The following is a 26,843-nucleotide window of genomic DNA, read 5'->3' as shown; positions in this document are numbered from 1 at the left end:
CCGCGAGATCCGGCATGGTACCGGACGCTGGTAGACCGGGCAACCCAGGGGGGCCTGCAAACGCGTGGGAGCGCCTTCTTGCTGTGGCCTGCGCTCCTGGAGCGGTTCGACGAGGCCCCATCGGGGCATCTCTACTGCCTCGAGGCGATGCCCGTACGGCTGTTCGCACACCAGCAGGCTGCGGTGCAAAGGGCCGTCGGCCCGTTGCAGGGACGGGCCATCCTGGCCGACGAGGTGGGGCTCGGCAAGACCGTCGAGGCCGGCGCCATCCTCAAGGAACTGATGCTCCGCGGCCGGGTGCGCCGCGCGCTGGTGCTGGCGCCTGCCGCGCTCGTCCGGCAGTGGCACGCCGAGCTGCTGCGCCACTGTGCCATCCGGGCCTGCATCCATCCCAGGCCTGACCATGGATGGGACCGCCCCGAGGTCGTGCTCGCATCCTTGCAGACCGCACGGCGTTCGCCGCACGCCGAGGCGATCGCCGGCCTGCCGTGGGACATCGTGATCGTGGACGAGGCGCACCGGCTGCACCGTGCTTCGTCGGCCGCCTTCCGGCTAGTGGCGGCAGTGCGCAAGCGGGCGCTGTTGCTGATCACCGCCACGCCGGTCCAAAACGACCTGCACGAGCTCTACCACCTGGTGAGCTTGCTGCGGCCCGGACAGCTCGGCACCCCCCGCACCTTCCGCCGGGAGTTCACCCGGGATCGCCGCACGCCCCGCAATACCGTGCACCTGCGGCGCCTGGTAGGGGAGGTGCTCATCCGTACCCGCCGTCCGGAAGCGGGGCTCACCCTTCCTCCGCGGCAAGTCTCCAGCGTCTTGACCCTGTTCGGCGAACCGCATCGCCGGCTTTACGAGGAGCTCCTCCGGACGCTGCGGGCCATGGCCAGACAGATGGGGGGACAGGAGCGGGCGCGGATGGCGCTGGTCGCCTCGCTCTTGTTGCGGGAGGCGACCTCGAGCCCCGTGAGCCTGAGCCACACGCTGGCCCGCCTCGTCGCGCGTCCTCCGGACGAAAAGTGGCGCCCCTGGCTCGGTGGCCTCGCAGAGCTGGCCCGGCGAAGCCGGCGCCTGGCCCTCCACGACCCGGGGCCCAAGATCGGCTGGGTCGTGGAGTGGCTGCGGCGGGAGCCGCCCCAGCCCGGCAGCGTCGTCCTCTTCACCCAGTTTGTCTCGACCGCGAAGGCGGCCGCCGAAGCACTGGCCCGGGCGGGGATGGAACCGGCGCTGTACTGCGGCGAGATGGATCTCGCCCGGCGCCGCGCGGCGCTGGAATCGTTCCGAGAACGACTCCGCGTGCTGGTCAGCACGGACGCCGGCAGCGAAGGGCAGAACCTGCAGTGGGCCTGGAGGCTCGTCAACCTCGACCTGCCGTGGAACCCCATGCGGGTGGAGCAGCGCATCGGACGGCTCCACCGCCTCGGGCAAAGCCGCCCCGTGGAGGTCGTCAACCTGGCGGTGCCCGGCACGATCGAAGAGTACGTGCTGACGCTGCTTTACGAAAAGCTGGGGATGTTCCGCGAGGTGGTGGGGGATCTCGACGAGGTGGTGGCCACCGTGCCGGGCGGGCTCGGCGCCTACATCGGCCGGCTGGTGCTCTCGGGCGCGGACGACCAGGCGGTACTCGCAGGCCTGCGGCACCTCGGCGGCTTCCTCGAACGGCAATGGCGCCGCTGGAAGAGGGCCCGGGAGCTGACCGCCACCGTGCTGGACGGCCCGAAGCAACCGCCGGAGGAGGGCCAGGACGAGGGGTGGACCGCGTGGCCCGCAGCCAGGCACGCCTCGGGGTGAGCCTGCAGCCCCACCCGGCGGGCGACGACCTGGCGGGCCTGCTGCAAAAGGGCCTCGAGGTGCTGGGGTACCGCGCCACGCTCGCCGGGCCAGGGCTGTTGCGGGTGCACCGGGCCGGCAAAGCGGGGGAGACGGAGCGCCCGATCGCCGTGGACCCGGCGTGGGAGGGCCGGGTCGAAGGGCTGACGCCGGCGCTGCCCGGTTCGCCGTTCGCACGAGGCGTGTGGCGGGCGGTGCAGGAGCTCGGCACGTTCGCGGTGCTGGCGTACCTGCCGCCACGTCACAGCCGACCCTTGCGGAGGCTGTTGTGGTTCAGGTTCTTGGTGGTCATCGCCGGCTTTGCGCTCGACGGCGGGGTGAGACGCCGGGTGGTGGACGTCCTCGCGGACCCTGCCCGGGAGGCCGCCGTCTGGAGCGGCGCGTCCCCGTTTCCCGAAGGTCTCGCGGGGTCTCGGGCGCATCTTTCCAGGGTCGCCATCGGCGGCGGCCCGGCGTGGCTGTCCGAGTACGAGGTCCGCCGGGTGAGCGGCGCGGCCCTGCGTGCGGCCGTTTCCGCGGCCCGGGAGGCGGTCCGGCGGGTCGAGGAGGAGCTCGAGCCTGCCTACCGGGCCGAGGTCCGCCGCCTGCGGGCTTACTTCCGCCAGCGCCGGGCCGAAGAGATGGACTCCGTGCGCCGGTTGGCCCGGCGTCTCGCTTCCGTACAGGCGTACACCAGGGTGGCCGGGTCGACGGAGCTGGCGGCGCTGTTGCGGGAGCGGGAAGGCCGTGTGGCCCGTACCGTCGGCCAGCACGAGCAGCTCCTGCGCCGGCGGCTGTCCCAGCTGGAGGACGAGGAGCGCCAGGCTCTGCAAGAGCTGCACGACCGCTTCACGCTGCGAGGGCGCATCCGGCCGGCCGGGCTTGCCATCCTCTGGGCCCCCGAGGGATGGCCGGGAGCGGCGCCGGGCCAGGGCGCCAGGAGGTCCGGGGTGGCCGAGAGCGAAGCCATCGCCCATGGACGTCGAAAAGTGGCTCGAACAACTGCACGTCCAGGCGGGGCCGGATGACCCGATCCGGGCGGTGCACTGGACGGAGGCGCGGCCGGCCCGTTACCGGGACGTCTCGCCGCCTTTGCTGCCCGCCGTGCAGCAGGCGCTGGAGCGCAGGGGGATCCACCAGCTCTACGTACACCAGGCTCTTGCCATCGAGCACGCCCGTGCCGGGCGGCACGTGGCGGTGGCGACGGAGACGGCCAGCGGCAAGAGCCTGGCCTACCACGTCCCCGTGCTGGAGGCGCTCCTGATGGACCCCAGGGCGACGGCCCTGTACCTCTTTCCGACCAAAGCCCTGGCGCAGGACCAGCTCCGCACCCTGCTGGAGCTCCTGGAGGCGCTGGGGCCGGGCGCGGTGCGCGGCCGGCGCCAGCACGGCGCGGCCGTGGCGGGCACCTACGACGGGGATACGCCGCCTGACCAGCGCAAGCAGTTGCGGGAGTACGGGCGGGTCCTGCTGACCAACCCGGACATGCTCCACGCGGGGATGCTCGGCCACCACGTGGCCTGGGGCGCCTTCTGGCGGGGCTTGCGGTACGTGGCCGTCGACGAGATGCACGTTTACCGCGGGCTGTTCGGTTCGCACGTGGCCAACGTCTTGCGCCGACTGCAACGCGTCGCCCGGCACTGGGGCGCCTCGCCGGTGTTCGTGCTCTGCTCGGCGACCATCGGCAATCCCCGGGAGATGGCCTCCCGTCTCATCGGACAGCCGGTGGAGCTGGTAGACGAGGATGGCTCCCCGCGGGGCCGCCGCTGCATGATTCTCTGGAACCCGCCCCGAGTCGGGCATCCTCCTGCCCGGCGCTCGGCCAATCTGGAGGCGGCCGACCTCATGAGCCGCCTCGTCGCCGACGGCATCCCGACGATCGCTTTCGGGCGGGCCAGGGTGGTGGCGGAGCTCCTGTACCGCTACACGCGCGAGCGCCTCGAGCGGCTCGCGCCGTCGCGGGCCAACCGGATCGCGGCGTACCGGGGCGGGTACCTGGCCGCCGAGCGGCGGGAGATCGAGCGCAGGCTCTTTCAGGGGGAGCTTCTGGGGGTGTGCAGCACCAGCGCCCTGGAGCTCGGCATCGATGTGGGGGCGCTGGAGGCGGCCATCCTGGTCGGTTACCCCGGCTCCATCGCCTCGGTCCGGCAGCAGGCGGGCCGGGCGGGGCGCAAGCAGGAGACCGGGCTGGCGGTGCTGGTCGCCCACGAGTCGCCGGTGGACCAGTATCTGGCGAACCACCCGGAGTACCTGTGGGGCCGCGCCAGCGAACCGGGGGTCCTCGACCCCGACAACCCCCAGGTCATCCTGGGGCACTTGCGGGCGGCCGCGTACGAACTCCCCTTGAGCCCCCAGGAGCTCGATCGCTTCGGCCCTCATGCGGGTGCGGTGCTGCGGCTGCTGGTCGAAGGGGGAGACCTCTTCTGGGACGGGCGCACGTGGCGCTGGAAGGGCTCCGGGTATCCGGCCGGGGCCTTCGGGCTGCGCACCGCTTCGGAAGCGACCTACACCATCATGGAGGCCGAGCGCCCAGGCGCGCCGGGAGGCCGGGTGATCGGAAGCCTGGACGAGCCCAGCGCTTTCTTCCAGCTTCATCCTGAAGCTGCCTACCTCCACGAGGGGGAGACCTTCGTCGTCGACCGGCTCGACCTCGAGGCCAAGGTAGCGTGGGTGCGCCGCCAGGGGGTCGATTACTTCACCCAGGCGGTGGCCGAGCAGCGGGTTCGCCCGGTGGTGGAGGCAGGGCCGCTGCTTGCCCGGCGCATTCCCGGGGGCACCGCCCAGTTCGGCGACGCGGTGGTCACGCAGCTGGTCTACATGTTCAAGAAGGTACGCTTCGAAAGCCGCGACAGCCTCGGGTGGGGGAGGGTGGAGCTTCCGCCCACGGAGATTTACACGAACGCCCTGGCGCTCACCCCTGATCCAGGGGCGGTGGCGGCGGTCACGGCCATGGGGGCCCAGCCCGTGGACGCCCTGTGGGGGGTGGCCAACGCCGTGGTCGGCGTGCTGCCCCTGTTTGCCGGGTGCGACGGGCCGGACGTCGGCGCCGTGGTCGACACGGGCCCGGCAGGCGGCCCCGCGGTCTACGTGTACGACCGGCACCCGGGCGGGGCGGGATTCGCGCGGCAGGCCTTCGAAGCGGTGGAGCCACTCGTACGGGCGGCCCGGGACCTCGTGGCCCGGTGCCCGTGCGAGTCGGGCTGCCCGTCGTGCGTGGGAGCCCCGCTGCCGCCGTCGTCCCAGACCGACCCCGATACGACCGCCCGGGGCCGGGTGCCCGACAAGGCGGCGGCGCTGCGACTCCTCGAGGCTCTCCTGGAGCCTGCTGCGGCCCGGGTCGCGGAGCCGGGGGAGGCGGCAGGGCTGCCGCCTCCCGGGCCACCGCCTGCGGCCACGCCGGACGGGGGAAAGGAGGGGGAGCGGATCCCCGTGCCTCCCCCGGTCATGGGGCCTCCTCTTCCCGCAGACCTCGAGGTGCGCCTGCGCCGGCAGCTGGAGCGAATGCGCCGTTTCGCCGATCGTCGAGCTGCAGGAGGGCGGGAGGGGGCCATGGCCGCTCCGCCGGCAGGTAGGTGAGCGCCGCCAGGACCAGCACGAGGCGCAAGGTGGCCGCTCCACCCGCCACCGCGGCCGCCCTCGCCCAGGAGCGCAGCTCGGGGACCCGCCCGAGCTCCCGGGCGACGGCCTGCGCCGCCATGTCCAAAGCCTGTCCCAGCTTGACCGATCGGCGCGCGGCGCGGGAGGGCGGCCGTCCCCAGACCACCCGTAAGACGCCGGCACTCGGTGGGTGCAGGGACGGATCCGGAGGCTCCCCCAGCCAGGAGACGTGGGCGGGCTGCTCGCTCTTGCCCGCGGTGCCGGGCGCCAGGGATATCCAGACGACCGCGCCGTGAGGCCGAGGAGCGGCGGCCAGCGGCCCTCCCGCCCAGGCGGCGTCGCAACGCAGCCAAAGAGCCGGCCGGTAGGCCGCCGGGCCTTGAGGCGCCGGCTCGTGGAAGACGCCCAACGGCGCGCGCTGCAGGCAGAGCTGCCAGATGTCCCAGAAGCGCCGGGAGCCGGGCTCGACCCATTCCGGCCCGTCAGCCGGCGCCGGCTCGCCCGGGCCGGCCGGGGCGCCGCCCAAAGGCGGGTCGAAGACCAGGTCGAGCGGCGGATGGGGCCGCCCCCGGTGCCCCCACTGCCAGGCGAGGTCCTCCGGGAGCTCGACGTGGTAGATGCTCGGCCCGTCCCGGCGCAATGCCATCGCCCGGGCTCCGGCCAGAGTGAGCACCTCCAGGCAGAAGTCGCGGCACCCCCGGGTGGCAGGGGAGGACGGAGGTCTCTTCAACGCCGCCTCCTCGCCCCCTTCGAAGCAGCCGGGGCCCCGGGGTGACCGGCGCCGGCGTCGCCGTCCAGCCGGGAGAGGGCGTCCTGCCAGGCCCCGGCCAGCTGCTGCAGCGCCTGCTGGATTTGCTGCGCGGTCATGGCGTCCGTGGCGGCGCGGGTGAAAAGGCGCGTGAGATCCCGTTCGAGGCGGGCCACCACGGGCACGTCTTCCACGATGCGATCGAGTTCCCCGACGAAGCGGCGGAACAGGTCGAGCTTCTGCACCAGGAGGTAGACCACGTACTCCTCGATGGTCGAGCGGGCCACCAGGTTCCATATGTGGACGTCCCGGGCCTGTCCCAGCCGGTGGACGCGCCCGATGCGCTGTTCGATGCGCATGGGGTTCCACGGCAAGTCGACGTTGACGACGTGCCGGCAAAACTGCAAGTTGACGCCCTCGGCGCCGGCGTCGGTGGAGACCATGACAGGGGCCTGGCGCTCGAAGACTCCCCGGGCCCAGTCGCGCTGCATGGGCGTCAGCTGCCCGTGGAAAAGCACGACGGGGCGCCCCAGCTCGGCCAGGCGTTCGGCCAGCGCCCGCTGGGTCGCCACGTACTCGGTGAAGAGGAGCACGTGCTCGTCGCCGAGCCGGCGCACGAGGCGAAGGGCCGCATCCGCCTTGGCCCAGCGCAGGGTCTGCTCGGCCCGCTCCGCCAGTGCCACGAGGTGGGATGCGCTGCGGTGGGCCACCATGCGCCGCAGGCTGGCGGCCAGGGCGTGCGGGCTCGAGCACAGCTCCCGCTTGAGGGTCAGGAAGGCCAGTACGTGGTGGCCCGCCCGGCCGCCGCCGGCCTCCTCCATCACCAACCGGTCGAGGTCGGCGTAGAGCGCCGCCTCCTGCTGGGTCAGGCGGACCGGCACGGTGTGGAGGTGGCGGGCCGTGAAAGGGATGGGGGTCTCGGAGCGCCGGTACCGGACCATCACCGACCGGGCCGCCCGGCGCAGGGTGTGCGCCGCCGGGTCGTCCGGCACCATCCGCCTGGCCGCCGCGGGCAGCCGGATGGCGCGCTGGCCGGAGACCAGGCGGACCAGGGAGAGGAGTTCGCCGGCGTGGTTGTGGACCGGGGTCGCCGTCACCAGGAGCAAGTAGCGCGTGCGGGTGGCGGCGACCAGTTCGAAGGAGCGGGTGCGGTCGTTCTTCAGGCGGTGCGCCTCGTCCACGATCACCATGTCGTACTCCTGCGCGAGGACGGCCTCCCGGTGGGGCGGGCGCTTGGCGGTGTCGAGGGAGGCCACCAGCAAGGGCACCCGGCCCCAGTCCCACTCGCTGGCCTGTAGCTCGGCCGGGAGGTCGAACTTCTCCCTGAGCTCCTGGTACCACTGCCAGCACAGCCCCGAAGGGACCAGCACCAGCGCTCGGATGACCAGGCGGCGCAGCATGAGTTCGTGAAGGACGAGCCCGGCCTCGATGGTCTTGCCGAGTCCCACCTCGTCGGCCAGGATGGCCCGGCCACCCAGTTCGAAGATCACCCGGCGGGCCGCGGCGATCTGGTGCGGGTAGGGGATGACCCCGGCGGTCCGCCACCGGTGGGCCAGGAAAGGAAGGGAGAGGAGCTGGTCCTTGCCCGGGTGGGGCCGCAGCGCATCCCCCCGCCACGCGGCGGCGAAGAGGCGGGCATGGGTGCCCCCGGCCGGCGAGCGCAGCGCCCGGCGCCACGCCGCGCGCCACCGTATCCCCGGCGGAGCATACCCTTCGATGCGAAGGGGAGCCGAGGCGCCGGCGACCCGGACCTCGTGGACGAGGCCCCGCTCCAACGGCGCGCCCAGGCCCTTGGCGGCCCGCAGGGGGCCGGCAGCACCGGGGCCGAGCAACAAAGCCCGATCGATCCGTGGGAAGGCCAGGGCGAGTACGTCACCCGACGGGATCATGTCGGGTCTTAGTCTATCCCGGCATGGGCCTTTCCCCACCGGCCCCGGTCGTGTATAATCGGGGACGGCACGCCAATGGCGCGTGGGCCTGTAGCTCAGTGGGAGAGCGCTGCAATCGCACTGCAGAGGTCGTGGGTTCGAATCCCATCAGGTCCACCATCCCCCGGCGAGACGAAAAACCCCACCGGCGACCCGACGCGCCCCGAGATCTCCCCGTTCATGCGGCGGGGCCGCCCGCGAGCAACGGCGGGCGGCCGTCAGGGTAGCATGGCGAGCACGTGCTGGGCCTGGCCGAGCCAGTCCAGGATCGGTTGGGGGAAGAGCAGAAGCAGGACCGTGGCCGCCGCCGAGATGACCAGCGCGAGCTGCATGGGACGGGGCATACTCGATGCCGCGCTCGGGGCCGCTTGTTGCATGGCCGTCCGCTCCCGCACGGCGTCGCCCTCGAGGTACATCCTCCGCACGATCCCGTAGTAGTAGCCTGCCGAGATCGCGCTGTTGACGACCATGACCACGGCCAGCCAGACCATGCCGGCACTCACGGCCGACTTGATCAGGTAGAACTTCCCGGCAAAGCCCGCCGTCGGCGGGATCCCGATGAAGGAGAGCATCAGGAGCACCGTGAGGGCGGCCACCCAGGGCACCCGGCGGCCCAGGCCCTGGAAGTCGTCCAGCATCTCGTCGGGCCTGGACAAAGAGAGCCAGGCGATGACCGCAAAAGTGCCGAGCACCATGAAGGCGTAGGCCAGCAGGTAGTAGAGCATGGCGCTCACCGCCTCCGGGGTGCCGACGGCCATGCCCACCAGCACGTAACCGGCCTGAGCGATGGCCGAGTACGCCATCATGCGCTTGGCGCTGGTTTGCACGAGGGCTACCGCGTTGCCGTAGGTCATGGTGGCGACCGCCAGTACCGTGAAGACCGCGCGCCAGTCGGCGGCAAGCGGCGCAAAGGCCTCGTTGAAGACCCGGATGAGCGCCGAGAAGGCGGCCGCCTCCGAGCCGGCGATGAGCAGCGCCGCCACCGGCGTCGGAGCCCCGTGATAGACGTCCGGCGCCCACATGTGGAACGGCACCGCGGCCACCTTGAAGCCGAACCCGACCGCCAGGAACCACATGCCGACCAGCGCGACGCTCTTCCAGGGGCCGCCAACGGCCACGGCCCGGCGGATCGCCTCCAGGTGGGTCGCACCGGACACCCCATACAGGAGCGAAAGCCCGAACAACAGCACCGCCGACGTCATGGCGCCGATGAGGAAGTACTTGAGGGAGGCCTCGAGCGAGCGGGGGTCATCCTTGAGCATGCCTGCCAGCACGTACGAGCCAATGGAGAGCAGCTCCAACCCCAGCCAGATCACCAGCAGGTCCCGCGACGAGGCCATCATCGTCATGCCCAGGACCACGAAGACCAGCAGCGAGTAAAACTCGCCGGCGTGGATCTCCTTCTTTCGCACGTAGGGCAGCGAGAAGAGCACGACCAGCGCGCCCGTGACCAGGAAGAGCATGGAGAAGAAGGTGGAGAAGCCATCCACCACGAGCATGCTCTGCCACGCTTCCCCCGCCCTGCGGGCGGCCGCTCCCACCGCCGCCGCGGCGACGGCCAGGGTGAGCCCGGCCGTGAGGGCCGAGAGCTCCTGCCGCTTCGCGGCCAGATCCACCCCGATGACCGCCAGCCCGCCGGCGGTGAGCAGGAGCTGGGGCAGGACCATCATCCAGTCGGTCATGCCGTCACAGCCCTCCCAGCCGGTTGAGCAGCGCCTGGATCGACGGGTTGAACAGGCGCAACAGCACCGAAGGTGCCACCCCGAAGAGCACGATGAGCGCCATCAGGGGAGCGCTCACCAGCGCTTCCCGCAGCCGCAGGTCAGGCAGCCGCAGCGCCGGCGCCTCGGCGTGCGCTGCGTGGGAAGAGGGGGAGGGTGCACCGTGGGCCGCTGGCGCATCCGCGTGCCCGGCCGCGTGAACCGATGCGTCGCCCATGAGGATCCGCTGCATCATCCACAGGTGATACGCCGCGGTCAGCACCATCCCGAGCACGCCGATGTAGACCAGCGCCGGCAAGACCGGGAAGGTCCCCACGAAGGTGAAGAACTCCCCGGCAAACCCCGACAGCCCCGGCAGGCCCAGGTTGGCGAAAGAGGCAAACGCCATGAGCGTGGCCGCAATCGGCATCTTGGTGAACAGCGCGTTCATCTCGTCGAGCATCCGGGTATGGGTGCGCTCGTACAGCACGGTGCCCGCGTAGAAGAACATCATCGGGCTGATGAGCCCGTGGGAGATCATGACGAAGAGCCCGCCCGCCATCGACATGGGCGTCATGGCCGCCAACCCGAGCAGCACGAAGCCCATGTGGCTGATGCTCGAATAGGCCACCATCTTCTTGAGGTCCTTCTGCGCCATGGCGACCAGCGCGCCGTAGATGATGTTGATCACGCCGAGGACGCCCATGACGATGGCAAAGGCCCGAGCGGCGTCAGGCAGCGTGGGGTAGCTGATGCGGTAAAAGCCGTAGGTGCCCATCTTCAGCAAGACGCCCGCCAGCAACATGCTGCCGCCGGTCGGGGCCTCGACGTGGGCGTCCGGCAACCAGGTGTGGAACGGAAAGACGGGGACCTTCACCGCGAAGCCGAAGAACAGCAGCAGGAAGATCCAGTACTGGGCCGTCGGCGCCAGCCGGGCCTTCTCGGCGATCTCCAGCATGTCGAAGGTGCCGAGGCCGCTCTGGAAGTACAGGGCCAGGATGCCGACCAGCATCACCACGGAGCCGAGCAGCGTGTAAATGAAGAACTTGATGGCCGCGTACTCCCGCCGGGGCCCGCCCCAGATGCCGATGATGAAGTACATCGGCACCAGGACCACTTCCCAGAAGATATAGAACAGGAAGTAGTCGAGCGAGACGAAGACCCCCAGCATGCCCGTCTCCAGCAGCAGCATGAGGGCCATGAAGTCCTTGACCCGCTCCTCGATGCTGAAGGAGACCAGGATGGCGAGCGTCGTGACGAGGGCCGTGACGATCAGCATGGGGAAGCTGATGCCGTCGACCCCCAGGAAGTACTGGATGCCGACGCTCGGGATCCAGGGGACCCGCTCGACGAACTGCATGCCCTGGACGGTGGTGTCGAACCGGGTCCAAAGGACCAGCACCACCGCCAGCGGGACCAGCGAAAAGGCCAGCGCCGTCCTGCGCAGCAGTGGCTTGTCGTCCTTGGGCATCAACACCAGGACCAGGGATCCGATGAGCGGCGCAAAGACCAGAAGACTCAGCATGTCGAGGCTTTAGCCTCCCATCGTGAAGATGATGAGCCCGACCACCACGGAGACGAACAGCGTCAAAGCATACGCCTGCACGTAGCCCACCTGGGCCCGGCGCAACTGGTTGCCGGCCGCCACCGTGCTCGTCGCCGCCAGATGGACGGTGCCGTCGATCACCTGCTGGTCGACGAAATGGCTCCCATCGGCAAGCCCTCTCGTGAAGGCGGCGGCGCCGTTGACGAGCCCGTCGATGACCACCTGATCGAACCATCCGAGGAACCTCGCCAGGGCCACCGTACCCCGGACGAACAGCCAGTGGTACGCCTCGTCCACGTAGTACTTGTGCTTGAGTAGCGTGTGGACGGGCCGCAGCGTCCGCACGACCCACTCGGCCGGAATCCACCGCCACGCGTAGATGACGAGTGCTCCCAGCACGCCCAGGAGAGCTCCACCGACGGCCAGGCCGGTCACCAGGCCACTGGGGGGCAGTTCGTGCGGCTCCCCGAAATAAACGAACCGCCCGAACGCGAAATGGGTGACGGGAGCATTCCAGAAACCGGCGACCGCCGCCAGGACCGCCAGCCCCACGAGCGGCCAGGTCATGACTGCGGGCGCCTCGTGGGCGTGGTCGTACAGGTGCTGGTCGCGGGGCCGGCCGAAGAAGACCATCCATGTGGCCCGGGTCACGTAGAAGGCGGTCAGGACCGCACCCGCAAGGCCCATCCAGAAAAGGGCCGGCGTGGCCGAGTGGTACGCTGCCAGCAGGATCTCGTCCTTGCTCCAGAAGCCGGAGAAGGGCGGGATGCCGGCCAGGGCCGCCGCGCCCACCACCCAGGTGAGGGCCGTGATGGGCATCTTCCGGGCGAGCCCGCCCATGCGGTGCATGTTCTGCTCGTGGTGGAGCACGTAGATGACGCTACCGGAGGCCAGGAACAGGAGCGCCTTGAAGAAGGCGTGGGTCGTGAGGTGGAAGAAGCCTGCCGTGTACGCCCCCACCCCCAGCCCCATCATCATGTACCCGAGCTGGCTCACCGTGGAGTAGGCCAGTACCTGCTTGATGTCCTCCCGTACCAGGGCGATCGTCGCCGCGAACAGTGCCGTGAAGCCTCCGATCCAGGCCACCACCTGCAGCGCTTCGGCGGAGGCGACGAACACCCCGAAGGCCCGGGCGACCAGGTACACGCCCGCGGCCACCATGGTGGCCGCGTGGATGAGGGCGCTCACCGGTGTCGGGCCGGCCATGGCGTCGGGGAGCCAGACGTGCAGCGGGAACTGGGCCGACTTGCCTACCGCCCCGCCAAAGACCAGGACGGCGGCCAGTGTCAACGTCGCCGGAGCAACCTGGTGCGCCGAGATCGCCTGGAAGATGGTCCCGAAGTGGAAGCTCCCGGTCTCCCGGAACAGCACCATGATCCCGGCGAACATGGCGACGTCGCCGACCCGGGTCGTCAAGAACGCCTTGATGGAGGCGTAGCGGGCATCGGCCCGCTCGTAGTAGTGGCCGATGAGCACGTACGAGGCGAGCCCCACCAGCTCCCAGAAGATGAACAGCAGCAAGAAGTTGTCGGCCACCACGAGGCCCAGCATGGCGAAGGTGAAGAAGGAGAGCATCGCGTAGTAGCGCTTGTAGCGGACGTCGCCTTCCATGTAGCCGGCAGAGAAGACGTGGACGGCCAGGCTGACGGTGGTGACCACCACCAGCATCACCGCCGCCAGGGGGTCGAGGAGGAAGCCGACGCTCACGGACCCAGAGCCGGCCGCTGCGGGCGCGAACTGGGCCCAGGTCCACGCTCCCGCCGCCCGCCCTCCCCCGAGGGCGTCTACGAGGATCCCCAGCGAGAGGAGCCACGACAGGCCCACTGCCCCGATGCCCAACCAATCGCCTTGCCGGGGCAGCCTGCGCCCCCAGAAGGCCAGCACCAGGGAGGACGCGGCCGGGATGAGAGGCACCAGCCAGGCAACGGCAGCCATATCCCCTCGATTACCCCTTCAACAGGTGAATCTTGTCGACGTCGACGTCGGTCCGGTTGCGGGCGATGATCAGGAAGATGGCGAGCCCCACGGCCGCTTCGGCGGCCGCGACGGTCATGATGAAGATGGCCATGATCAGCCCCTTGGGCTGGTCCGGGTGCAGGTAGCGCGAAAAGGCGACGAGGTTGAGGTTGACCGAGTTGAGCATCAACTCGATGGACATGAGGATTCGCACCGCGTTGTGCAGCGCCAGCGCTCCGTACAGCCCCAGCCCGAACAGGAGGGCGCTCGTGGCGAGCACCCAGTGGAGCGGGATCACCGGGACCGCACCTCCTCCCGCATGGCCAGCACGATGGCGCCCACCAGCGCGACGAGCAGCAGCACCGAGGCGATCTCGAAGGGCAAGACGTACTGGCTGAACATCACGTCGCCGATGGACGCCGTCACGTTGTCCGGAGCGGCGGCCGGCTCCGCCGGCCAGGGCGTGCGGGCCGTCACGACCCACAGCGCGGCGGTGAAGCCCACCGCGGCCAGGAGCGGCAGCAGCCCCCGCCGGGGCGACAGCACCAGGCGCAGGAGCCTCGTCCACACGGGGGCGCCGGGCTCGGGCCGCAGGTCCCGGATGTCGGAAAGCATGATGCCGAAGAGGATCATGGTGGTGATGGCCCCGACGTAGATGAGGATCTGGGCGGCGGCCAGGAAGTCGGCGTCGAGCAGCACGAAGATGGCCGCCATGCCGACGAAGGTCGCCCCGAGCCACAGAGCCGAGTGCATGAGCCTGGAGGACGCCACGACCCCGTATCCGCACAAGAGGGTCGCGGCGGTCACGAGCAGGTAGATGACCTGGATGGCGCTCATCGCTTGACCGGCTGCCCCTCCGTCTTCACTCCGAAGTTGATGATCGGCGTCTTCTGCGGGAGCCCGAGCTGCTGCAGCTTCTCCTTGTCATACACCAGGGAGGAGAGCTCGTACTCGGCCATCTCGTAGTGATCCGACATGGCGATGGCCTCGGCCGGGCACACCTCCGCGCACAGTCCGCAGTACATGCACCGGCTCGCGTCGAGGTTGAACTCGTCGAGGACCTTCTTGCGGCTCTGTTCATCCCGGTGCCACTTGATCTCGATGATGTGCACCGGGCAGATCTTCTCGCACAGCTCGCAGACCACGCACTTCAGCTCGCCCTGTTCGTCCGACAGGAGCACCGGGATGCCCCGGGTCCCCACGGGCAGGTCGTGGCGTTCGTCCGGGTACTGGATGGTGATGCGCGGGCGAAAGAGCATGTTGCGGATCGTCACGCCCATGCCCACCAGCGTATTCCACAGCGCAACGCCCGTCACGCGCAGGAAGTTCACTCCTGCACCCCCCATGACCCTCCCGAGTCCTAGCGAACCATCACGTACACGCCGGTCAGTGCCAGGTTGACCAGCGACAGCGGCAGCAGCACCTTCCAACCCAGGTTCATCAGCTGGTCGACCCGGATCCGGGGAACCGTCCAGCGAATCCACATGGCGAGGAACACGAAGAAGTACGTCTTGATCAGGAACCACACGAACGGCGGCAGCCACGGCCCGTTCCAGCCGCCCAGGTAGAGCGTCGCGGCGATCGCCGATCCGGACAGCAAGTTGGCGTATTCCGCCAGGAAGAAGATGGCCCACCGTATGCCGCTGTACTCGGTGTTGAAGCCGGCGACGAGCTCCGACTCCGCCTCGATCAGGTCGAAGGGCGCCCGGTTGGCCTCCGCCAGCGCCGCCGTGTAGTAAACCAGGAAGCCGAGGGGCTGCAGCAGGATGAACCAGCCCCACCGCCGCTGGGCCTCGACGATGTCGACCAGGCTCAGGCTGCCGGTGAGCATCACCACCGCCACCACCGCCAGCACCAGCGGCACCTCGTAACTCACGAGCTGCGCTGCCGAGCGCAGCGCTCCGAAGACGGACCACTTGTTGTTGGAGCTCCATCCCGCCATGAGGAACGACGGGATGATGGCCGACGTCATCGCGGCCACGAAGAGCACCCCGATGTTGAGGTCCTGCACCACGAGACGCTCCCCGAAGGGCACGACCACGTAGATGAGCAGGGCCGGGACGAACGTCACGATGGGAGCAAGGACGAAGACCCACCGGTCGGCGCCGGCCGGGATGACGTCTTCTTTCACCAGGAGCTTCAGCGCGTCGGCCATGGTCTGGAGCAAGCCGAACGGCCCGGTGCGCATCGGCCCCAGCCGGTTTTGGATCCAGGCGCTGATCTTGCGCTCGAGCCAGATGAGGAAAAGCACGTTGAGCACGACGAAGGCGAGCACCAGCAGCACCTTGACCAGCGCCGCTGCGACGGCCAGCAGGCCCAGCGGCCAGCCGCTGCGCACGAAGTAATCCTCCGCCAGGCCATACCACTGCGACGGCGGGGCGATGACACCGGCCACCATGCTCACCGGTCTACCTCCCCGAGCACGATGTCGATGGAACCGATGACGGCTACGACGTCGGCGATCAACAATCCCGGGGTCAGGACCGGCAGCAACTGCAGGTGAACGAACGAAGGCGCCCGCCAGTGCACCCGGTACGGGCGATCGCCCTGCCCGTCGCTCACCACGTAGACGCCGAGCTCTCCCCGTGGCGCCTCGACCCGGCTGTAGGCATCCCCTGCCGGCGCCTTCCAGCGACGGGGCGTCTTGCCCATGATCTCGCCCTCGGGCAGTCCCTCGAGGGCCTGGCGTGCGATGCGGGCGCTCTGGCGCATCTCCTCCATGCGGACCGTGTAGCGGTCGAGCACGTCTCCTCGTTCGCCCACCGGGATCGAGAAGTCGTACAGCTCGTACCCCGAGTAGGGGTGGGTCTTGCGCAAGTCGTAGGCGACGCCCGAGGCGCGCAGCACCGGCCCGCTCGCCCCGTACGCGATCGCGGTGGCCGCGGGGAGCACGGCGACATCACGGGTACGGGCCTGGAAGATCGGGTTACCCGTCAGGATCTCGTCGTACTCCGCCAGGTAGGCATCGAAGGAGTCCAGGAACTTCCGGATCTGGCCGTCGAGCCCGGAGGGCAGGTCGTTGCGGACGCCTCCGAGGCGGACGTAGTGGAACATCATCCGGGCGCCCGACAGCGTCTCGAAGATATCCAGCAGCTTCTCTCGCTCTCTCCAGGCGTAGAGGAACGGCGTCACGGCCCCCAGGTCCAGCGCCATCGACCCGAACCAGACCAGATGGCTGGCGATGCGCTGCAGCTCCGCGACCAGCACCCGGATCGCCTGGGCCTTGGCCGGCACCTCGATCCCGAACAGCTGCTCCACGGCCAGCACGTAGGCCAGCTCGTTGGTCATCCCGGACAGGTAGTCGGTCCGGTCGGTGTACGGGATGACGCTGGGGTAGGGAAGGTTTTCGGCGATCTTCTCGAAGCAGCGGTGCAGAAAACCGATGTCGGGAACGGTCCGCACAATGCGCTCGCCATCGATCTCCGCCAGGAGGCGCAAGACCCCGTGGGTACTTGGGTGCTGGGGCCCCATGTTGACCTCCACGCCTGAGGGCGGGATCCTGGGGCTGTACGTGTCGGGCACCTCCAGGACCCGCGTCACCGGGGCGCCGCCAGCCGGGTGAACCCCGTCGCCCGCCAAGGCCACACCCTCAGCAGGCACATCGAACGTCGTGGTGTTGGGATCGTCAGGCCGGTACGACGCCCGGGTCTGGCGCTGGCGCGGCAGGCGGCGGTCCACGTAGTCCTTGCGGAGGGGGTGGCCCACCCAGTTGTCCTTCAAGAGGATCCGGCGCAGGTCGGGGTGGCCGTCGAACCGGACCCCCATGAGGTCCCACGCCTCACGCTCGTGCCAGTTGGCGGTCGGCCACACGGACGTCACGCTGGGCACGCGCGCCTCGCCCCGGGGGCAGGTGGTCCGGGCGACCATCTGGATGCCGGATCCCATGGCCTCCAGGTGGAGCACCACCTCGAACCCGGCGTCGCCGCGGTCGACCGCCGACAGGTTGGAGAGGAAGTCGAAGGCGAGCTCGGGATCCTCCCGCACGCCGCGGGCGAACTCCAGCCACTGGTCCCGGCTCACGCGTGCCTCGATCCAGCCGGACGGGAGCACCTGCGCCTCCACGCCGGGATACCGTTGCCGGATCCGCTCGACCGCCTTCGCCTCGCTCCCGATGGCCGCGCCTACCGCCGCCATGATCGCCCTCACGCCCCCCGTACCTGACCGATCATCGCTTCTCCATGCCGCAAGGCCTATCCCCGGACCGGTACCACCAGGCCTTCCCTGGCGATCTTCTCCTGCAGCTTGAGCACGCCGTGCAGCAAGGCCTCGGGGCGGGGAGGGCACCCCGGCACGTAGACGTCCACGGGCACGACCAGATCGACCCCGTCGACCACGTTGTACTGGCCCCAGTAGGGCCCCCCGTTGACGGCGCACGCTCCCATCGCGAGTACCCACCGGGGCTCGGCCATCTGGTCGTACAGGCGCTTGACCACGTCTGCCATCTTCTCGTTGACCGTACCTGCGACGATCATCAGGTCCGACTGCCTCGGCGACGCCCGGAAGATCATCCCGAACCGGTCGAAGTCATATCGCGAAGCGCCCGTCGCCATCATCTCGATGGCACAGCACGCGATACCGAAGAGCATGTACCAGATGGAGGACTTGCGGCTCCAGTTGATGACCTTGCGCAAGTTGGTGAGCACGATCCCGGGCGGGACGGTGATCTCGTCCGACACCCGGGGAAAGTGCGCCGCGTTCACGTCCAATGGAGGACCCTCCTCTTCCACGCGTACACCAGACCTACCACCAGGACGCCGATGAAGACCGCCATCTCGATGAGGCCCGCCCAGCCCAGGCTTTGGAACACGACGCCCCACGGATACAGGAAGACCGTCTCCACGTCGAAGATGACGAAGACCAGGGCGAAGATGTAGTAGCGAATGTGGAAGCGGGTCTGGGCCTCCCCCACGGGCTCCTGGCCGCACTCGTACGTGGTCAGCTTGCGGGCGTAGGGGTGATGAGGTCGCAATAGTGACGACAATCCCCAGGTGACGGACACAAAAAGAACGGCCGTTATCAAGAAAACGGCCACGTCCACGTACGGGCTCAACCGGCCGCACCCCCCGCGCCTTCTCCGGCCCCTGCCGGCGTCGGGCCGCGTAAAACCACAGGCATTATAGTCTCCGCAAAAAACCAGCGTCAAGAAAGAGCGGGCCTCGGTCGGCCGCGACCAGCCGCTTCGGCCTGCCCCAGGGACGACGTATAATTCGTCCGATCCCGGCAAACTCCTGGGAGGTACGGCCCCATTCGATACGGACGGAGGGAATGGCCATCGGCGACGCTTCTTCCATCCCATCGGCGACCTTGCCTGACGCGCCAGGCGGAGCAGCGGGACAGCCATCGGTGGCCATCGTCTCGCTGGGATGCGCCAAGAACCTGGTGGACAGCGAGGTCATGGCAGGCCTGTTGCGCGAGGCGGGGTTCGCCCTGCACCCCGATCCGGAGGCAGCCGACGTGGTCATCGTCAACACCTGTGGCTTCATCGAGCCGGCCCAGCGTGAGTCCGTCGATGCGATCCTCCGGATCGCCCGCAGTCGCGCCAGGGCTCGCCCCGGCGGCGCACGGTCGAATGTCGTGGTGGCAGGTTGCCTTCCGCGCCGCTTCGACGCCGTGCAGGTGGCCTCCCAGCTGCCCGAGGCCGACGCGGTCATCGGCAACGCGGAGGTCCCCCTGATCGCCGAGGTCGTGCGCGAAGTGCTGGAGGGCCACCGCGTGGTGATGGCGGACGACGCCCCGTCGTTCTTGTACCACGACCGGATCCCCCGGCTGCTCTCCACGCCCGGGCACCTCGCCTACGTCAAGGTCTCGGAGGGTTGCGACCATCCCTGCACCTTCTGTACCATCCCCCGCATCCGGGGGCGGCACCGGAGCCGGCCGCTCGACTCCATCGAGCGCGAGGTGGCCGCTCTCGCCGAGCGGGGCGTGCGGGAGGTGGTGCTGGTCGGTCAGGATACCACGCTGTACGGCGTGGACCTCTACGGCCGGCTCATGCTGCCCGACCTGCTCCGCCGGCTCGCCCGCACGGGGATCGCCTGGATCCGACTCCTGTACGCCTACCCGGCCCACGTCACCGGCGAGCTCCTCGCCACCATGGCCGAGCTCCCGCAGGTATGCCGCTACCTCGACCTTCCGCTGCAGCACGCCTCGGACCGCGTGCTACGGGCCATGCGCCGCTGGGGCAACTGCGAGGCGTACGAGGCGTTGATCGACCGGGTCCGGCGGGCCATGCCGGACGTGGCCTTGCGCACCACGTTCATCGTGGGGTTCCCCGGGGAGACGGACCGGGACGTCGAAGAGCTCCTGGAGTTCGTAGAGCGCGCCGGGTTCGACCACGTGGGGGTGTTTACCTACGCACGGGAGGAGGGAACGCCGGCGGCCTCCCTGCCCGGGCAGGTGCCGGCCGTCGAGAAACGGCGGCGCCGGGCCGCCGTGATGCGCCGCCAGCAGGAGCTGTTGCCCCGGATCATGGGCCGGCGGCTGGGCGCCGGGGTCCCCGTCCTGCTGGAACGCCCCGCCCGGAGGTCCAGGGCCGGCGCGATGCGGTGGCAAGGCCGTACGCCCTACCAGGCGCCCGAGGTGGACGGGGTGACGTGGCTGAAAGTGGCAAGGGCGGGGCCGGGGGAGATGGTGAGCGCACGGCTGGCAGGGATGCGCGGGTACGACTTCGAAGCCGAGCTCGCCACGAGCTTGGAGGTGGCCGTGACTTCCTGATATAATGGTCGGCGCGCCGGTGTGGGTAGACCGGCAGCTCATCGAACACCGCAACGGATGGCGAGTCGGGGTTTGGGGGTTAGCCATCTCCAGCCGGGAGGGCCGCAGTGAGTGTCCGCGGCCCTTTTTCGTTGGCTACGGCCTATGGAGAAGAACAAGCGGTGGCAGTGGCCCGTCGTGGCCCTGGCGTTCGTGGTAGGACTCAGCGGCATGGCATTCGGGCAGCGGTGGTTCGACCGGTACCAGCAGGCGCCGGTGCTGGACCAACTACGTTCGACCGAAGGGGTCGAGCGCGCCTGGATTGCGCCGGACGGAGGCGCGCGGGCCTTGTGGGTCCGGTTGCAGCCGGTGGACGACCTGCCGGGCACGGTCGACGCGATCCGGCGGGCGGCAGCTTCGGGCAGGCTGGGCCGGGTGGACGAGATCGTCCTGGTGGACGGCCGCACTCCGGCCCTGTCCGCCGCTTCGCGGGAGCTTTCTCTGGCGCTGCACGAGGGGGCTTCGACGGGCGCCTTCACGGAGATGGCCCAGCGGGTGCGCGCCCGGGCCCGGGAGCTCGGCATCGAGGTCGGCGGGATCTTCGCCGACGGCACCTCGGTGTACGTGATGTTGCAGAGCCCGGACGGCGGGTACCTGTACGAGGTCGTACCCCGCCCGCAAAACCCTGCCCCCGGCCCGGGCACCCTCGCTTCGCTTCCGGTGCGGGTCGTGGGCATGGAGGCCGTCCAAGAGCTGGCGGCCGGCGGTCCGCCGCGGGGTGGTGAGGCGCGATGATACGGGAAATCGCGGCGGGGCTCGTCGCCGCCTCGCTCGTGTTCGCGGCGCTCAACGGGGTCAACCTGTGGCCCCTCTTGGTGCTGGGCGCGGCGCTGGTCGCGGTACGGTTGCTGGCCGCGGACGGGAAGCTCTTGGGCCGGCGGTTCGGCGTCGTGGAGGGCGGAGCGGAGGGCTCGAACGTGACCTTCGACGATATCGGGGGCCACGAGATGGCCAAGCGAGAGCTCATCGAGGCCCTCGAGTTCGTACGGGACGCCGAGAAGGTCAAGCAACTGGGCATCCGGCCGCTGCGGGGCATCCTGCTGGCCGGCCCCCCGGGCACCGGCAAGACCATGATGGCGCGAGCCGCCGCAGGTTACACCGACGCGGCCTTCCTGGTGGCCAGCGGCTCGCAGTTCGTGGAGATGTACGCGGGCGTGGGGGCCCAGCGCGTGCGGGAGCTCTTTCGCAAGGCCCGGGCCCTCGCCCGGGAGCGCAAGAGCCGCACGGCGGTCATCTTCATCGACGAGCTGGAGGTCCTGGGGGGCCAGCGGGGCCGCCACACGAGCCATCTGGAGTACGACCAGACGCTCAACCAGCTGCTGGTGGAGATGGACGGCATGGTGCGCACCCCTGACGTGCAGGTGCTGGTCATCGGCGCGACCAACCGGATGGACCTGCTGGACTCGGCGTTGATGCGCCCCGGGCGGTTCGACCGGATCGTGCGCGTGGACCTGCCGGACCGGGAGGCCCGGCTGCAGATCCTCAAGATCCATTGCCGTCACCGGCCGCTGGCTCCGGACGTCGATCTCGAGAGCATCGCCAGGGAGACGTTCGGCTTCTCCGGAGCGCACCTGGAGGCCGTGGTCAACGAGGCGGCCATCGCCGCGCTGCGCGCCGGCCGCGACCGGCTGGAGCAAGCCGACCTGCGGGAGGCGGTCGACAAGGTCATGCTGGGAGAGCGGCTCGACCGCCGGCCTCCGGCCGAAGAGATGCACCGGGTGGCCGTCCACGAGGCGGGCCACGCGCTGGTCAGCGAGCGGCTGATGCCCGGGTCGGTGGCCCAGGTGACGGTGACCTCCCGGGGACAGGCCCTGGGCTACGTGCGCCAGGCAGAGCAGGAAGACCGCCACCTCTACACCGCCCGCCAGCTGGAGGACCGTATCGCGGTCGCCCTGGCGGGAGCGGTGGCCGAGGACCTGGTGCTGGGCGGGCGCAGCACCGGCGCCATGAACGACTTCGAAAAGGCGACGGAGCTGGCGCGCCAGATGGTCTACGCCGGCATGTCGCCCCTGGGCGTCGTCTCCAAGGACCACGTGCCGGGAGATTCCCTGCACCAGGCCGTGGCCGGCATCTTGTCCGCCCAGGAGAGCCGGGTACGGGAGCTCTTGTCCGAGAGCCGGCCCGTGCTCACGCAGGCAGCCGAGCGCCTGGCGGACGTCGAGCGGCTTTCCGGAGACGAACTGCGGGCATGGCTGCGCGAGGTCACCGAGGCGACCCCCTCGAAGACGGCGTGAACCGCGAGATCGCTCAGCGTGCGGGGCGGGGGAGGGTGCCGTGCGGGCCGAGATCGTGACCATCGGGACGGAGCTGTTGCTGGGGCAGATCGTGGACACCAACGCCGCGTATCTGGCCCGGATATTGAGCGCCGTGGGGTACGACGCGCACTTCCGGCAGACGGTGGGCGACAACTACCAGCGGGCCGTCGAGGCGGTCTCCCTTGCCCTGGGGCGCTCGGACGTCGTGCTGGTCTCCGGGGGGCTGGGCCCGACGGAGGACGACGTGACCCGGGAAGTCGTCGCGGGCGCGGCCGGGGTCCCCTTGGAGCTCTCCGCCGAGGCCCTGGACCAGGTAGAGGCCTACTTCCGGCGCCTGGGCAGAGAGATGCTGGCGAGCCAGCGTCGCCAGGCGCTCGTCCCCCGGGGCTCCCGGGTCATTCCCAACCCGGTCGGCACCGCTCCGGGATTCGCGTGGGAGGGAGACGGCCGGGCGATCGTCGCCCTGCCCGGCGTGCCCGCCGAGCTCGAGGCCATGACCAGGAGCTGGGTCGTTCCCTACCTGCAGGAGAGGGCCCGCCGGGCCGGGCAGAGCGGGGTCATCCTCTCCCGCGTGCTTCGGGTGACCGGGCCGGGCGAGGCAGCCGTAGAGCAAGCGCTCCAGGATCTCCTGCACGGTCGCTCCAATCCCACCGTGGCCACGTATGCCGGGACAGGCGAGGTGCACGTGCGGATCACGGCCCGAGCCCCCGACGAGCAGGCGGCTCGCGCCCTTCTCGCCCCCGTCGAACGAGAGGCCCTGCGCCGGCTCCGGGACGCCGTCTACGGCTTCGACGACCAGACCCTGGAAAGCGTGGTCGTCGACCTCCTGCGCCGCGCTTCGGCCCGCCTCGCCGTAGCGGAGTCGTGCACGGGGGGCCTGGTCGGCGACCGGTTGACCAACGTGCCCGGCGTCTCCGAATGCCTCGTGGAAGACCTGGTGGTTTACAGCAACGAGGCCAAGATGCGGCACCTGGGCGTCGATGCCCGGATCTTGAGCGAGCACGGGGCGGTGAGCGAGCCCTGCGCGCTGGCCATGGCCAGGGGGGTGGCCGCCCGGGCGGCGGCCGACCTGGGGCTGGCGATCACGGGTATCGCCGGCCCGGGCGGGGGTACGCCCACCAAGCCGGTCGGTCTGGTCTACCTGGCGGTCGCCGGCCGGGGCGATACGCGGGTGGAGCGTCACGTGTTCGGCGGCGACCGGATCCAGGTGAAGCGGCGGTCGGCCCAGGCCGCGCTCGACCTCTTGAGGCGATTCTTGCTTGAGGCTTCGTAACGGGCGGCGGGCGGCCCGCGGGCTCCGGTGGGTCGCGGCCGGGCTGTTGGGAGCGATCCTGGCCACGGTCGCGCTGCCCGCCCGCTACACCTACCCCGGCAACTTGAGCGTGACCGTGGAATGGCGGCTCCCGAGGCGCGGCGCGACCGTGGTCGAGCTACCCCCACTGGGGGAAGTCGAGGCCCGGACTCACGCGCTGCCCGTCCAGTTGCGCATCCGGCTCGACCGGGTCGAGCCGGATGCCGTCGAGGCGATCAGCCGGGCCGGCTCGCCGGAGTCGTACCGGACACTCCAGCAGCAGCTGGTGCAGTTCCTGTCGGATAGCGCCCGGCGTTTCGCGCTCCGCCAGGTGGCGCTGGCCGGGGCAGGAGCTGCGGCGGGCTTGCGCTTGGCAGGGGCCCCGGGATGGGCGGTCCCGGCCGCAGGCGGCGTCGCTTTCGCCGCGCTGTTCGGTGGCCTGGCCGCAGGCGTGGCGTGGCAGTGGAACGCGGCGTCGTTCGAGGCGCCCACCTACCGCGGCGCCCTCGAGGCGGCTCCCCAGATCGTGGAGCTGGCCCGGATGGGCATCCAGGCCGTGGGCGACATGGGCCGCAGGCTCCAATGGAGCGCCCGCGAGCTGCTGGCGTTGTACCAGCACCTCGACCGCATCCCGGTCCACGAGGACCGGGGGCCGCAGCTCGTGGTGGCCCACGTCTCGGACCTGCACAACAACCCGGCTGCCTTCGACCTGCTGAGCGCGGTCGTCCGCCACTTCGAAGTGGACGCCGTCGTGGACACCGGCGACATGCTGGAGCTCGGCTCTTCCCTCGAGCCCATCCTCACCCAGCGCATCCGGGACCTGAGGGTCCCGTACCTCTTCGTCCCCGGCAATCACGATACGCCTCGCCTGGTGCAGGTGCTGGGCAGCCTGCCCAACGTGCGTATCCTCGACGGGCACGTCGTGGAGGTCAAGGGTTTGAGGGTGTTCGGGATGGCCGACCCCGGCGCGGCGGACGACAGGCCCGATGCTCTGAGCGACGACCAGGCCCGCCAGCTTGCGGGCCGCATCCGCGAGCGGCTGGCGGGCGCCCTCGAAAAGCCCGCCCACGCGGCAGGATCGGGGTGGCCCGCCGACATCGTGGCGGTTCATAACAACGTGGCAGGGGAGAGCGTGGCGCCCACGCTGGCCCAGGTGGTGCTGTTCGGCCACGACCACCGGGCGAGCTTCCGCCTGGTGGACGGCACGGCGTACGTGGATGCCGGCAGCACCGGGGCGGCGGGGCTGAGGGGACTGCAGTCCGGCGCGCCCTTGACGTTCACCCTTGCCCTGCTGCGGTTCGACATGGGGTCGGGGCGACCGAGGCTGTGGGCGGTGGACGAGGTGCGGTTGGACGCCGTCTCCGGCGAGTTTTCCATGGAACGCCACCTCGTCCTGGCCGAGCAAGGGGAAAAGGCGAGCAGCGTGGAACCGATGAACGGGACGGGCGCAGGCCGGTAGCACGAGGAGAGTGAGCGGTCGCGAGCAACGAGCGGTTGCGTACGTTCGTGGCGGTTCTTGTGGACGAAGCCATGCGCGACTGCATTGCCGCGTACGTCGAAAGCCTGCGGGCCGCAATGGGGCCCGCGGCACGGCACGTGCGCTGGGTCGACCCCGCTCAGTACCATTTCACCTTGCGGTTCCTCGGAGATCTGGACGAACAGGCCAGGCAGCGGGTGTTCGACGCCGCCGGCGAGGCGTGCAGCGCAGCGCGGCGCTTCCGCTTGTCGACCGGGGCGGTCGGCGCCTTTCCCAGCCTGGAGCGGCCTCGTGTCCTCTGGATCGGGGTGGAGCCCCCCGAGGCCGCGCGCCGGCTGGTCGAGCTGGCGGCCCACCTGGAGCAGGCGCTGGTGGCTCGAGGGCTGGGGCCGGCGGACAAACCGTTCTCGGCCCATCTGACCCTGGGGCGGCTGCGGGACGGCGCTCCGGGGCAGGGCGTGGCGGCGGCGCTCGGAGAGCGGCGACCTCCCGCAGCGTGTGGCAGCATGGTGGTGCGCGAGGTGACCGTCATGGCGAGCACGCTCACCGCCAGGGGGCCCATCCATACACCCCTGTTTTCCGCCCCCATCCGGGCAGGGAGGGACGAGTAAAGCATGACCACTCCTACGGCACAGGACGCGCTGGAGCGCCAGAAGGCGCTGGAAGGCGCGATCTCCCAGATAGAGAAGCAGCACGGCAAAGGCTCGATCATGCGCATGGGCGAGACCCAGACGGAGCACGTCGACGTGATCCCGACCGGCTCGCTCGCCCTCGACATCGCCTTGGGCATCGGCGGAGTGCCCCGCGGGCGGGTGGTGGAGATCTTCGGCCCCGAGTCGTCGGGCAAGACGACGCTGGCCCTCCACATCATGGCGGAGGCGCAGAAAGCCGGAGGGATCGCCGCCTTCATCGACGCCGAGCATGCCCAGGATCCCCGGTACGCCCGTCGCCTGGGCGTCGACGTGGACAACCTCCTGATCTCCCAGCCGGACAGCGCGGAGCAGGCGCTGGAGATCACGGAGGCGCTGGTGCGCAGCGGAGCGGTCGACGTGGTCGTCATCGACTCGGTGGCGGCCCTTGCCCCGCGGGCGGAGCTGGAGGGCGAGATGGGCGACGCCCACGTGGGGCTTCAGGCGCGGCTCATGTCCCAGGCGCTGCGCAAGCTGACCGGGGCCATCTCCCGGTCGCGGACCACCGTGGTCTTCACCAACCAGATCCGGGAAAAGGTAGGGGTCATGTTCGGCAACCCCGAGACCACTCCCGGGGGGAGGGCCCTCAAGTTTTACGCCACCATCCGGTGCGACATCCGCCGGGTGGAGGTGCTCAAGCAAGGCACCGACAACATCGGGATGCGGGCCAAGGTCAAGGTCGTCAAGAACAAGCTGGCGCCGCCGTTCAAAGAAGCGGAGTTCGACATTCTCTACGGGACGGGCATCTCCCGGGAAGGGGACATCCTGGACCTGGGCGTGGAAGCCGGCGTCATCCAGAAAAGCGGGCCATGGTTCTCTTACGGCGATACCCGGCTCGGCCAGGGGCGCGAGCAGGCGCGCGACTTCCTGCGGCAAAACGCCGCCACGGCCGACGAGATCGAAAACCTGGTCCGGCAGCACTTCGGCCTGCCCCCGATCGTGCGTGCGGTCAAGACCGCCGCAACTTCCGAAGCCTCGTCCGTACCCCAGGCGCTGCCGGCTGCCGGCGCGGCCGCCGAAGGAGCGCCCGCGCCGGCGAGCCGCCGGAGCCGGGCCGAACGGGCCGTGACCAGCGGCAGGCGATGAGGACCCGGGCCGGG

The 26,843-nt window shown here is 70.1% G+C and carries 21 protein-coding genes and 1 tRNA gene; 11 read left to right on the top strand and 11 right to left on the bottom strand.

What is annotated here, in order from left to right:
- The first annotated feature begins 78 nt into the window (after positions 1–78).
- From U7230_RS06255 to U7230_RS06245, 3 genes are read left to right on the top strand one after another with little or no spacing between them, the layout of a single operon-like run.
- Positions 79–1,788, top strand: a complete 1,710-nt coding sequence (locus tag U7230_RS06255; protein WP_324717873.1) for a DEAD/DEAH box helicase — start codon at positions 79–81, stop codon at positions 1,786–1,788.
- Positions 1,749–2,834: a hypothetical protein gene (locus U7230_RS06250; RefSeq protein ID WP_324717872.1), complete on the top strand. Its 1,086-nt coding sequence runs from the start codon at positions 1,749–1,751 to the stop codon at positions 2,832–2,834. Before U7230_RS06255 ends, U7230_RS06250 begins: the two co-directional genes overlap by 40 nt.
- Entirely contained in the window at positions 2,782–5,382 is a 2,601-nt protein-coding gene (locus U7230_RS06245) for a DEAD/DEAH box helicase (protein ID WP_324717871.1), read from the top strand. Before U7230_RS06250 ends, U7230_RS06245 begins: the two co-directional genes overlap by 53 nt.
- Before the next feature lie 747 nt (positions 5,383–6,129).
- Here the strand turns inward: U7230_RS06245 and U7230_RS06240 are convergent.
- Positions 6,130–8,040 carry a DEAD/DEAH box helicase gene (locus U7230_RS06240; protein ID WP_324717870.1) on the bottom strand — a complete coding sequence of 637 codons (1,911 nt, stop codon included), beginning with the start codon at positions 8,038–8,040 and terminating at the stop codon, positions 6,130–6,132.
- Positions 8,041–8,124: 84 nt separating this feature from the next.
- Here U7230_RS06240 and U7230_RS06235 point away from each other — a divergent pair.
- Positions 8,125–8,199, top strand: a tRNA-Ala gene (locus U7230_RS06235).
- A 98-nt stretch (positions 8,200–8,297) separates the two neighbouring features.
- Here U7230_RS06235 and U7230_RS06230 read toward each other — a convergent pair.
- The 10 genes from U7230_RS06230 to U7230_RS06185 are packed head-to-tail and all read right to left on the bottom strand — an operon-like array spanning position 8,298 to position 18,331.
- Positions 8,298–9,761, bottom strand: a complete 1,464-nt coding sequence (locus U7230_RS06230) for an NADH-quinone oxidoreductase subunit N (RefSeq protein ID WP_324717869.1) — start codon at positions 9,759–9,761, stop codon at positions 8,298–8,300.
- Positions 9,762–9,765: 4 nt separating this feature from the next.
- Entirely contained in the window at positions 9,766–11,304 is a 1,539-nt protein-coding gene (locus U7230_RS06225; protein ID WP_324717868.1) for a complex I subunit 4 family protein, read from the bottom strand.
- Between the two features lie 9 nt (positions 11,305–11,313).
- Entirely contained in the window at positions 11,314–13,260 is a 1,947-nt protein-coding gene (nuoL, locus tag U7230_RS06220; RefSeq protein WP_324717867.1) for an NADH-quinone oxidoreductase subunit L, read from the bottom strand.
- A gap of 10 nt (positions 13,261–13,270) precedes the next feature.
- Complete coding sequence (gene nuoK, locus U7230_RS06215) at positions 13,271–13,576, bottom strand: NADH-quinone oxidoreductase subunit NuoK (protein ID WP_404980646.1); 306 nt, start codon at positions 13,574–13,576, stop codon at positions 13,271–13,273.
- Complete coding sequence (locus tag U7230_RS06210; protein ID WP_324717865.1) at positions 13,576–14,118, bottom strand: NADH-quinone oxidoreductase subunit J; 543 nt, start codon at positions 14,116–14,118, stop codon at positions 13,576–13,578. The genes nuoK and U7230_RS06210 overlap by 1 nt, the downstream gene beginning before the upstream one ends.
- Positions 14,115–14,612 carry a NuoI/complex I 23 kDa subunit family protein gene (locus tag U7230_RS06205; protein WP_324717864.1) on the bottom strand — a complete coding sequence of 166 codons (498 nt, stop codon included), beginning with the start codon at positions 14,610–14,612 and terminating at the stop codon, positions 14,115–14,117. The genes U7230_RS06210 and U7230_RS06205 overlap by 4 nt, the downstream gene beginning before the upstream one ends.
- Before the next feature lie 29 nt (positions 14,613–14,641).
- The gene (gene nuoH / locus U7230_RS06200; protein ID WP_324718197.1) at positions 14,642–15,679 is read right to left on the bottom strand and encodes an NADH-quinone oxidoreductase subunit NuoH; all 1,038 of its coding nucleotides are present in this window, start codon (positions 15,677–15,679) and stop codon (positions 14,642–14,644) included.
- A gap of 2 nt (positions 15,680–15,681) precedes the next feature.
- The gene (locus U7230_RS06195; protein ID WP_324717863.1) at positions 15,682–17,415 is read right to left on the bottom strand and encodes an NADH-quinone oxidoreductase subunit D; all 1,734 of its coding nucleotides are present in this window, start codon (positions 17,413–17,415) and stop codon (positions 15,682–15,684) included.
- 56 nt (positions 17,416–17,471) lie between these two features.
- Positions 17,472–17,981 carry an NADH-quinone oxidoreductase subunit B gene (locus U7230_RS06190; RefSeq protein ID WP_324717862.1) on the bottom strand — a complete coding sequence of 170 codons (510 nt, stop codon included), beginning with the start codon at positions 17,979–17,981 and terminating at the stop codon, positions 17,472–17,474.
- A complete protein-coding gene (locus U7230_RS06185; RefSeq protein WP_324717861.1) occupies positions 17,978–18,331 on the bottom strand; it encodes an NADH-quinone oxidoreductase subunit A in 354 nt (117 codons plus the stop codon). Before U7230_RS06185 ends, U7230_RS06190 begins: the two co-directional genes overlap by 4 nt.
- Before the next feature lie 293 nt (positions 18,332–18,624).
- Between U7230_RS06185 and rimO the strand changes: the two genes are divergently transcribed.
- From rimO to recA, 7 genes are all read left to right on the top strand, one after another.
- Positions 18,625–19,992 carry a 30S ribosomal protein S12 methylthiotransferase RimO gene (gene rimO / locus U7230_RS06180; RefSeq protein WP_324717860.1) on the top strand — a complete coding sequence of 456 codons (1,368 nt, stop codon included), beginning with the start codon at positions 18,625–18,627 and terminating at the stop codon, positions 19,990–19,992.
- 111 nt (positions 19,993–20,103) lie between these two features.
- Positions 20,104–20,766 carry a hypothetical protein gene (locus U7230_RS06175; protein ID WP_324717859.1) on the top strand — a complete coding sequence of 221 codons (663 nt, stop codon included), beginning with the start codon at positions 20,104–20,106 and terminating at the stop codon, positions 20,764–20,766.
- A complete protein-coding gene (locus tag U7230_RS06170) occupies positions 20,763–22,265 on the top strand; it encodes an AAA family ATPase (protein ID WP_324717858.1) in 1,503 nt (500 codons plus the stop codon). Before U7230_RS06175 ends, U7230_RS06170 begins: the two co-directional genes overlap by 4 nt.
- 40 nt (positions 22,266–22,305) lie before the next feature.
- Positions 22,306–23,559, top strand: coding sequence for a competence/damage-inducible protein A (locus U7230_RS06165; RefSeq protein WP_324717857.1), 1,254 nt, complete (start codon positions 22,306–22,308; stop codon positions 23,557–23,559).
- Entirely contained in the window at positions 23,546–25,036 is a 1,491-nt protein-coding gene (locus U7230_RS06160) for a metallophosphoesterase family protein (RefSeq protein ID WP_324717856.1), read from the top strand. Before U7230_RS06165 ends, U7230_RS06160 begins: the two co-directional genes overlap by 14 nt.
- A gap of 47 nt (positions 25,037–25,083) precedes the next feature.
- Positions 25,084–25,665: an RNA 2',3'-cyclic phosphodiesterase gene (gene thpR, locus U7230_RS06155; RefSeq protein ID WP_324717855.1), complete on the top strand. Its 582-nt coding sequence runs from the start codon at positions 25,084–25,086 to the stop codon at positions 25,663–25,665.
- 3 nt (positions 25,666–25,668) lie between these two features.
- On the top strand, positions 25,669–26,829 hold the full coding sequence (recA, locus tag U7230_RS06150) for a recombinase RecA (RefSeq protein WP_324717854.1): 1,161 nt from the start codon (positions 25,669–25,671) through the stop codon (positions 26,827–26,829).
- Positions 26,830–26,843: the final 14 nt, after the last annotated feature.

This window comes from Limnochorda sp. L945t (assembly GCF_035593305.1).
GTDB classification, from domain to species: Bacteria; Bacillota; Limnochordia; order Limnochordales; family Geochordaceae; genus Carboxydichorda; species Carboxydichorda subterranea.
This window is presented reverse-complemented; position numbering and strand designations above follow the sequence as displayed.